The sequence below is a fragment of the Halomonas sp. SIMBA_159 genome, assembly GCF_046536035.1.
GTDB classification, from domain to species: Bacteria; Pseudomonadota; Gammaproteobacteria; order Pseudomonadales; family Halomonadaceae; genus Vreelandella; species Vreelandella venusta_A.
The window spans coordinates 1-7,967 of record NZ_JAWJBT010000042.1; the positions used below are offsets into that span (position 1 = coordinate 1).

A 7,967-nucleotide genomic window follows, 5' to 3' on the forward strand; every position below is an offset into this window, starting at 1 on the left:
AGCGAGCTGATGGCCAAGTACCATGCAAGCCCATCAACCATCCAATGAGTGTGTTGCACTCAGAGTCTGCATCCGCCTACTGATTAATAACAATAAAAAAAACGAAGGTATACGGAACATAAACCAGGATCTCCATCACCAAAATCGGGCTTACAATTTCCAGCTCCGACAAGAAACAAAGAAATGAGACTAAACGTTTTTATTTAAAAGTCTTTATTCAGCTATACCATGCACATGGAGCATGTACACTGTATACCCTAGCAGGCAGACAATGAATAAAAAGCATTATTTCAGAGCAAACACATTTCAGTTATTTTATTTAATCATTTTTAATGCTATTTTTTGCAAGTAGGGAGCTCCTAGCAGTATTAAACTAAAAGCGACTGGCCATGCAATATAAAACGCCGTCCACCAACGGTATAAAAAGCCGTCAGATAGTCCTGTATTCGCCCAAGTAATGACAAAAGTCATAATGGTCACCATATAAACTGACATGACCAAAGGAAATACGAAGCGAGAAAAACGTCGCGGAAAAATCACAGCCTCTCCTTAAAGTTTGACAGTTGAGTCAAAATCTCAATGGCTCTAAATCTTGGATACCTAGCTACATACTCACAATAGTCAGCGACCGGCCCGCAGTCATTGATCAGCGGTTCGGTCGCTGACGTCTACCACTTAAAAACTAAATACTGGTATTTGAGGATCACGCATCATTTCTGCCATCGGGCCAGGTGCTGCTACCCCTACACCATCTCGAAGATCTTCTTGAGTGTATTCAGAGTTGGGAAGATAAACCGCACAGACATCGACTGTCGCACCCTCTGCCATGAGCATCCCCATAATGCCTTCAGGTGTTACTTGCCCTGCAGGATTACTAGGAGGAGTATTAACCGCTTGCTCACTTTGGTAATCATTAGTAGCTAAATCCCCTGCTGCATCGCAAAGCAAAATGTGCAGCTCAGTCCCCTGCTGATACATGGCGTTTCCTAGTATCATTGCCATGGTTTGTGTTTGTAGCGAGTCACTGGTCAATATAATCAATGCTTTTTCGCTTTCGTTTTCATGGTGCTCAGCCACCGCCATCATTGGGAATGATAGTGTCAAAGCGCTGGCAACCAATAGCATGTTACGCATGTTGATGTTCCTCAAAGAGTGATTAAAGTTTTAATAGCACAGCATTATTGAGCATTATGCCAAGCTACTTCTGGATCTACGTTATAGCTCCACGGTAAGCCAGAGTTGCGCCAACCGTTTAAAGCACGAACCCCCTTTGAATCGCCTTCTGAGAGCGTGCTTCCTTCAAAACCATCACTGACGGAGTAAACCTGAGAAAAGCCCATCTCAGCGATCACATCAGCGGCAGGTGCGCTACGTGTTGCTCCTGAACGACACATGACAATGATCGGCGTTTCTTTATCGACTTGATGCTGGGCAAGGGCAGCTTGCACCTGATCTTCGAATTGACTGTTACGCACCATCGGCCACGTATTCTCTTCGGCATCAAATCGAGTCATATCCGCCAGCACCCAAGGCACATGAATGTCTGTTGGCTCCGCAAACCCCGTAAATTTAATTTCAATAGGGTCACGTACATCGACCAATATCGCGTTGTCATTGACCTGGAGAAGCTCATACGCTTCACGTGCGTTGACATAAAGCCCTAGCGACGTTTCACGGTAAGCAGATGCCGAATCACTTGCGAAAACCGTTCCAGCTACCATCATCAGCCCCGCCATAAGAGGGAGTGTGAATGCTTTACCTGACCTTTTCATAACAAAACCTCATAAGGTAATAACCATTTTAAGGCTAGCCTGTTTTAAGGCCAGAGGCACGAGGCATTTAGTCGCATATCGAAAAAGTGATCATTGGTTGGCACATTAGCCACTTTTAATTCTTTTTATAAACATAAGGTTAACTCCCAAGATTAAGGCAACATTAAGTACAGCTCGATAACCCATTGACGCATATCAATTTTTTAATTTAGCGACAGCGTATCTTTAACGTTATTCCGTCCTTCGTTTGTACGCGAATGACCTGTTCATCAGTTAAGGAGGCGCTATGGACGCCATACGCCGCTCGCTACTCGGCCAGCTGGCCCGATTAAGTGCAGGCGCTGCACTGGTACCCTTTTCTAGCCTTGCCCAAGCAGGCATTAATCAGCAGCCTGCCCGGCGCGAAGGTGATCCTACAAAGCGCTACGGCATGCTGATTGATCTTCGCCAGTGCATCGGCTGCCAGGCTTGCACGGTGTCGTGCCATATTGAGAACGCCGCCCCGCTTGGCCAGTTTCGCACCACGGTCTCCCAGTACGAAGTGCAGCACCAGGAGAGCGGTGAGCTGGCCACGTTCATGCTACCCAGGCTGTGCAATCACTGCGAAAACCCGCCCTGCGTGCCCGTTTGCCCCGTTGAAGCTACCTACCAACAGCAGGATGGCATCGTTGTGGTTGATAGCGACCGCTGCGTGGGCTGCGCTTATTGCGTTAACGCCTGCCCTTACGATGCCCGCTTTATTAACGAGCGCACCCAAACCGCCGACAAATGCACGTTCTGCGCGCATCGTTTAGAGGCAGGGCTACTGCCCGCCTGTGTTGAAAGCTGTGTTGGAGGTGCGCGGATTATTGGTGATATGCGCAATCCTGACAGCCAAATCAGCCGCATGATTCAAGAGCACCGTGATGCACTGATGGTACTTCAGCCAGAAAAAAACACGCTTCCCCAAGTGTTCTACCTCGGGATGGATGAACGCTTCACTACACGCCCCGTGGCGGAACCCGTGGCGCTTGAAGTGTTTGACCCCCACGGCCAGGAGATGGGCTATGAATTCCACCATTGAACTGCTCGCCCCGCGTTATGACATTGCCTGGTACCCCTGGGCAGTACAGTACTTTTTCATGATCGCCGTCTCCTACGCGAGTCTCTGGCTTGCAGCCCCCGCGTTAATCTTCGGCAAAAAAGCGTGGCTGCCCACCGCACGTCTTGCACTCATCGCTTGCGTCAGCACCACGCTGGTCGCACCTGTTGCACTACTTGCAGATCTACACCAACCGTTGCGCTTTTGGCACTTTTATGCTCACGCCAACACCCACTCGTGGATGTCCATCGGCAGCGTGGTTCTGCCGCTCTATCTCGTCAGCGTACTGGGCCTTGCCTGGCTGGCTTGGCGCCCGGCGCTCCAGGCCCGGCGAAATGCGCCAGGGCTGAGCGGATGGATGGCTAAATGGCTAAGCCTGGGCGATAGCGCTACTCCAAGGGCGCTGGTGGCCATCGTGGGGCTAGCCGCACTACTGCTTTCCAGCGGCATTATGCTTTATACCGGCGCGGAGCTTGCCATTGTGAAAGCACGCCCGCTATGGAACACCGTATGGCTTCCGCCCATGCTGGTCGCGACAGGCTTCATCGCGGCAGCAGGGCTTTTGCTGGTACTCAACCGGGTAAGCGGGCTGTGTTCGCACGCCACCGTTCGGCAAATGCTGTATGTCCTACTCGCCTCCTGTGCCGTAGCGGGTTTAATCGCGGCTAGCTGGTTCCTGGATGGTATTAACGCCAACGTTGGCTCGGTCGCAGCAGCGCTGGAGTCTGTTCGTCACAGCCCTTCCTGGCGTAGCACCGCGCTGTGGGGCGGTATTACTGGCATAACGCTCTTTATAGCGGTGGCGTGGTTACTCTCACGCTCGACCCAACGCCAACCCGCACTGCTTGCCTGGGCTTGGCTACTCGGTCTCGTAGCTATTCATATGGGCTGGATGTTCCGTTGGGTGGTGCTGATGGACGTTCAGCACGTCGCCCGTAACAGCGCAGGCTTTCACCACTATGGCATCCCCGCTGGCTCGTCCGGCACCTTAGGCATCGTGGGTACGTTTGGGCTTTGGCTCACCGCTATCTTACTGATTGAGCTATTTATCCCATGGCGGCAAGCCCAACAAGGTGGCGTTAAACCGCCGCCCTCTTTCGATACCAATACACCCAGTGACTCGCTTAACGCCGAACAAGGAGCGCCTAACCATGGCTAAGTCTGCTCAAGACCCTTCACGCCGCCGGTTTCTTAAAGGCGCTGTAGCCGCAGGCGGTGCCGCCACCTTTGCAGTAGGCTACGCTGACCCGCTTGCCAAAATGGCCAAAGGACTCAGTGGCAGTGCGGGGGAAAAACCCAAGCACAACATTCACGGCAACTCGCTCACACCGGAGTACCGCGTTGACTTAGCCACTGGCGAGCTAACCCTCACTCCCAACCAACGCACCGCCTTTACCATTTGCTACGGCTGCACCACCCAGTGTGGGGTGCGAGTGAGGGTTGATGACACAAAGGGCGAAGTGCTGCGGGTATCTGGCAATCCTTACCATCCGCTCTCTGCAGATGACCATTTACCGATGCGCACCCCAGTGGCCGATGCGCTTCGCAGCGTCAGCGCCTATGGCGAGCAAGGGCAGGTTAACCGATCTACCGCCTGCGCCCGCGGCAATGCCATGATGAGCCAGATCACTAACCCATTCCGTATCGACCACTGCTTGAAGCGCGTTGGCGAGCGCGGTAATCGGGAGTGGCAAAAAATCTCGTTTGAACAGCTGATTGAAGAGATTTGTGAGGGGGGCGATCTGTTTGGTGAAGGCCATGTAGATGGGCTGCGCGCCATTCACGACCACGACACGCCTATCGACCCTGCCAATCCAGAGTACGGCCCCAAGGCGAATCAGCTGATGGTCATGGAAGCCACCGACTACGGGCGCTCAGATTTACTCAAGCGCTTCACGCTCAACGCCTTTGCTACCCGCAACTACGGCCACCACGGTGCTTATTGCGGCTTGGCGTTCCGCATGGGGTCGGGGGCCGTGATGAACAATATTGTCACCAATGCCCATGTAAAACCCGATATTCAGAACGCACAGTTCATCATGTATATCGGCTGCGCGCCTAGCCAAGCAGGCAACCCGTTTAAGCGTCAGGGCCGCTTGCTTGCTCAGGCACGCGCTGCAGGAACCCTTGAGTACGTGGTAGTCGACCCCGCGCTAAATGCCGCCACTTCCCACGCGGCGGATAATAACCGCTGGGTGCCCATTCGCCCCGGTACCGACAGCGCCTTTGCCATGGCAATGATTCAGTGGCTGCTGGATAACGAGGGTTACGCCAGCGACTTCCTCGCCCTACCGGGCCAGTCCGCCGCCGATGCCGCAGGCGAGACCACCCACTCCAACGCGACGCATTTGGTCATTGATACGTTTGAACATCCGCGCCGTGGCTACTTTTTGCGCGCCAGCGATTTGGGCCTTGCTGAGGCCGGTAGCGATGCGGATATTCCCGTCGTCGTGTCAGACGGCGAATTCGCGCTCAGCGAAGATGTCATGGCCGCCGAACTATTTGCCGAGCGCGCAGTGGAGCTTGCCGATGGCAGCACCGTCACCGTTAAAACCAGCCTAACGCTGCTGCGTGAATCGGCCCATGAATACGACATGGACACCTATGCTGAACATTGTGGTATTCCCAAAGCAACGATTATCGACTTAGCTAAAAAGTATGCCAGCCACGGCCGTAAGGCCGCCGTTAACTGCCACGGCGGTATGATGTCAGGCAACGGCTTCTACGCTGCTTTTGGCGTTCAAATGCTCAACCTGTTGGCAGCCAACTACAACATGAAAGGCGGCAGCGCGGTGGGCGGCGGCACCTATAAAGGCACCGGCGAAGGCCCACGCTACGACTTAGCCAATTTCCCCGGCAAGCGTGGCCCGCAGGGCGTGTTTCTCTCGCGCTCACGCTTTCCCTATGAAAAATCATCGGAGTACCAGCGCAAGGTAGCGGCTGGCGAAAATCCCTACCCTGCTAAGGCTCCTTGGCGCTCGCTCGCGCCGCCAACACTCACGGAACATTTGCCTTCCGCGCTGGATGGCTACCCTTACCCCATTAAAGCGGTGATTGGCTGCATGGCTAATCCGATTTACGGCCAAGCGGGCTTAAAAGGCGTGATTGTTAATAAGTTGAAAGATCCCAATCGCTTGGGGCTGTTTGTCGCGGTTGATGGCTTTATCAACGAGACCAACCGCTACGCCGATTACATCGTACCGGATTCAGTGATGTACGAAGTATGGGGCTTTGCAGGCTCCTGGAAAGGCACACTAGGCAAACTAACCACCGCGTGCTGGCCGGTGGTTGAACCGCGCCAACAAAAGACTGCCGAAGGCGAGCCGGTGTCTATGGATAGCTTCTTCATTGCCGTGGCTAAGCGGTTAGGACTGCCGGGCTTTGGCGATAACGCCATACCCGATGCTAACGGTAACCTTCACCCGCTCAACCGCGCTGAAGATTACTACTTGCGGGCAGCGGCCAATATTGCCTTCCAAGAGGCGCCGCTACCAGAAGCGAACGAAACTGACGTTGCCCATAGTGGCATTGCACCGCTGCTGTCTAAGCTTGAACGTACGCTGAAAGCCGATGAACGCGGACGTGTGGCCTACCTGTACGCCAGGGGTGGACGTTTTGAAGATGCCAGCGAACACTTCGTAGGCCAGCATTTAAAACGCCAGTGGAAAGAAACCCTGTGTGTCTATAACGAAGCGGTTGGCACCAGCATTGATACCACCAATGGGTTGCCAAACCGGGGCGTACCGTGTCACTCGCTGCCTCAAATGGCGAATAAGCAGCCCATGCGGGAGATCTTCTCAGAGCAAGAGTGGCCGTTACTGGCCTTCTCGTTCAAATCCAATCTGATGAACTCCTACGCCATCGGTAACGAACGGCTGCGGATGATCAAGCCCTACAACCCCGTGCAAATGCACCGCCAAGACGCCGAACGCTTTGGCATTCAGCACGGTGACACCATTCGCATTGAAAGCCCTGGCGGGAGCGTGGTGGGGCTAGCCCTGGTAAGCGAAAGCGTTGTGCCCGGCGCCTTGGGTATTGAACACGGCTATGGGCACAAAGACTTAGGCGCTACGCCACACATCATAGACGGTGAATCACAGCCTGATATACCCTGGATGCGCGCAGGTATCAATATTAACGACCTCGGATTTAAAGACCCCACGCGCAACGTAGATGGCACTTGGCTCGAACCGATAACAGGAGCGAGTGTACGTCAGGGATTACCTGTAAGAGTCGAAAAATTATAAACCAAAATAAAGATCATAACCCTAACAGCTATCTTTATTTTATTGAGAATACAGGCATAAACTTTAAAAGACTGAGCTGCCCGATTGGCAGCTCTAGTAATTAATCATTGATTAACAGTTGACAATAACGGCGACTAATAGAGCCACTTTAGCTAATGCTTTTTTTCTCTCTTCAAAGTAATCGTATCTATCATAAACACCTTCGACACCCTTCAGCTTATGATTCAAGCAACGCTCAGCAACATGACTAGGTACGCCAGCCTCAGACAACAGACTGCGGCAAGTGCGTCTAAAGTCGTGCACCGTAAACTCAGGTAGATCACCCATTCTATTTTTAGGCTGCTGCTTCTTACCTGGCTCTTTACCAAATAGCTTGGCAATGGCCCTGTTCAGAGTGTCCTTGCCCATATGGGGCTGCTTGCTGCTGCGACGGCTAGGAAATACGTAGGGCAAACCACAAGCACGAATGTTAAGCTCCTCTAACCACTCTACCGTCTGCGGTGGCAAAGGAATTGCAATCCCAACCCCTGACTTGCTGCGCTCCCCGGGTAAATTCCATTTCGCATTGTTCAAGTCAAATTCTGACCATGTGGCTTCTGTTAGCTCTGTTTTACGCACTCCAAGCACAACAAGTAGTGCGCATGCGAGATAGTTGTCACGCGTAAAGCTAGTGCGATTCTCTCTGAAAACCTCAAAGACAAACCTGAGCTCCTCAAGGCTAAGTGCTCTATCACGGCTTTTCTCGACCCCGCCCGCATCGTTGACGTTGAAAGCAGACGCAGGGTTATAGGCCTGGATTCATAGAATAACCGCAGCACTTTGGATCACACAGTAGAGGAAGGAGGGCCAGCGCCGGTACCCTCTCGA

The 7,967-nt window shown here is 52.9% G+C and carries 7 protein-coding genes; 3 read left to right on the forward strand and 4 right to left on the reverse strand.

Annotated elements, in window-relative coordinates; genetic code table 11:
• Positions 1-315: 315 nt before the first annotated feature.
• From R0J87_RS18070 to R0J87_RS18080, 3 genes are all read right to left on the reverse strand, one after another.
• Positions 316-540, reverse strand: coding sequence for a DUF2798 domain-containing protein (locus R0J87_RS18070; RefSeq protein WP_498887902.1), 225 nt, complete (start codon positions 538-540; stop codon positions 316-318).
• A 135-nt stretch (positions 541-675) separates the two neighbouring features.
• Positions 676-1,134: a DsrE family protein gene (locus R0J87_RS18075; RefSeq protein ID WP_498887904.1), complete on the reverse strand. Its 459-nt coding sequence runs from the start codon at positions 1,132-1,134 to the stop codon at positions 676-678.
• Positions 1,135-1,178: 44 nt separating this feature from the next.
• Entirely contained in the window at positions 1,179-1,724 is a 546-nt protein-coding gene (locus tag R0J87_RS18080) for a rhodanese-like domain-containing protein (RefSeq protein WP_498887906.1), read from the reverse strand.
• Between the two features lie 334 nt (positions 1,725-2,058).
• Between R0J87_RS18080 and dsrO the strand changes: the two genes are divergently transcribed.
• The 3 genes from dsrO to R0J87_RS18095 are packed head-to-tail and all read left to right on the forward strand — an operon-like array spanning position 2,059 to position 7,100.
• A complete protein-coding gene (dsrO, locus tag R0J87_RS18085; RefSeq protein ID WP_137094539.1) occupies positions 2,059-2,835 on the forward strand; it encodes a sulfate reduction electron transfer complex DsrMKJOP subunit DsrO in 777 nt (258 codons plus the stop codon).
• The gene (gene nrfD / locus R0J87_RS18090; protein WP_498887908.1) at positions 2,819-4,012 is read left to right on the forward strand and encodes an NrfD/PsrC family molybdoenzyme membrane anchor subunit; all 1,194 of its coding nucleotides are present in this window, start codon (positions 2,819-2,821) and stop codon (positions 4,010-4,012) included. The genes dsrO and nrfD overlap by 17 nt, the downstream gene beginning before the upstream one ends.
• Entirely contained in the window at positions 4,005-7,100 is a 3,096-nt protein-coding gene (locus R0J87_RS18095) for a molybdopterin dinucleotide binding domain-containing protein (RefSeq protein WP_498887909.1), read from the forward strand. The genes nrfD and R0J87_RS18095 overlap by 8 nt, the downstream gene beginning before the upstream one ends.
• Before the next feature lie 111 nt (positions 7,101-7,211).
• Here R0J87_RS18095 and R0J87_RS18100 read toward each other — a convergent pair whose 3' ends face one another.
• Positions 7,212-7,898, reverse strand: coding sequence for a tyrosine-type recombinase/integrase (locus R0J87_RS18100; protein ID WP_498887911.1), 687 nt, complete (start codon positions 7,896-7,898; stop codon positions 7,212-7,214).
• Between the last annotated feature and the right edge of the window lie 69 nt (positions 7,899-7,967).

Excerpts from the sequence above, each read along its gene's own strand:
- R0J87_RS18075 (WP_498887904.1), bottom strand. The coding sequence starts at position 1,134 with ATGCGTAACATGCTATTGGTTGCCAGCGCTTTGACACTATCATTCCCA.
- R0J87_RS18080 (WP_498887906.1), bottom strand. The coding sequence starts at position 1,724 with ATGATGGTAGCTGGAACGGTTTTCGCAAGTGATTCGGCATCTGCTTAC.
- dsrO (WP_137094539.1), top strand. The coding sequence starts at position 2,059 with ATGGACGCCATACGCCGCTCGCTACTCGGCCAGCTGGCCCGATTAAGT.
- nrfD (WP_498887908.1), top strand. The coding sequence starts at position 2,819 with ATGAATTCCACCATTGAACTGCTCGCCCCGCGTTATGACATTGCCTGG.
- R0J87_RS18095 (WP_498887909.1), top strand. The coding sequence starts at position 4,005 with ATGGCTAAGTCTGCTCAAGACCCTTCACGCCGCCGGTTTCTTAAAGGC.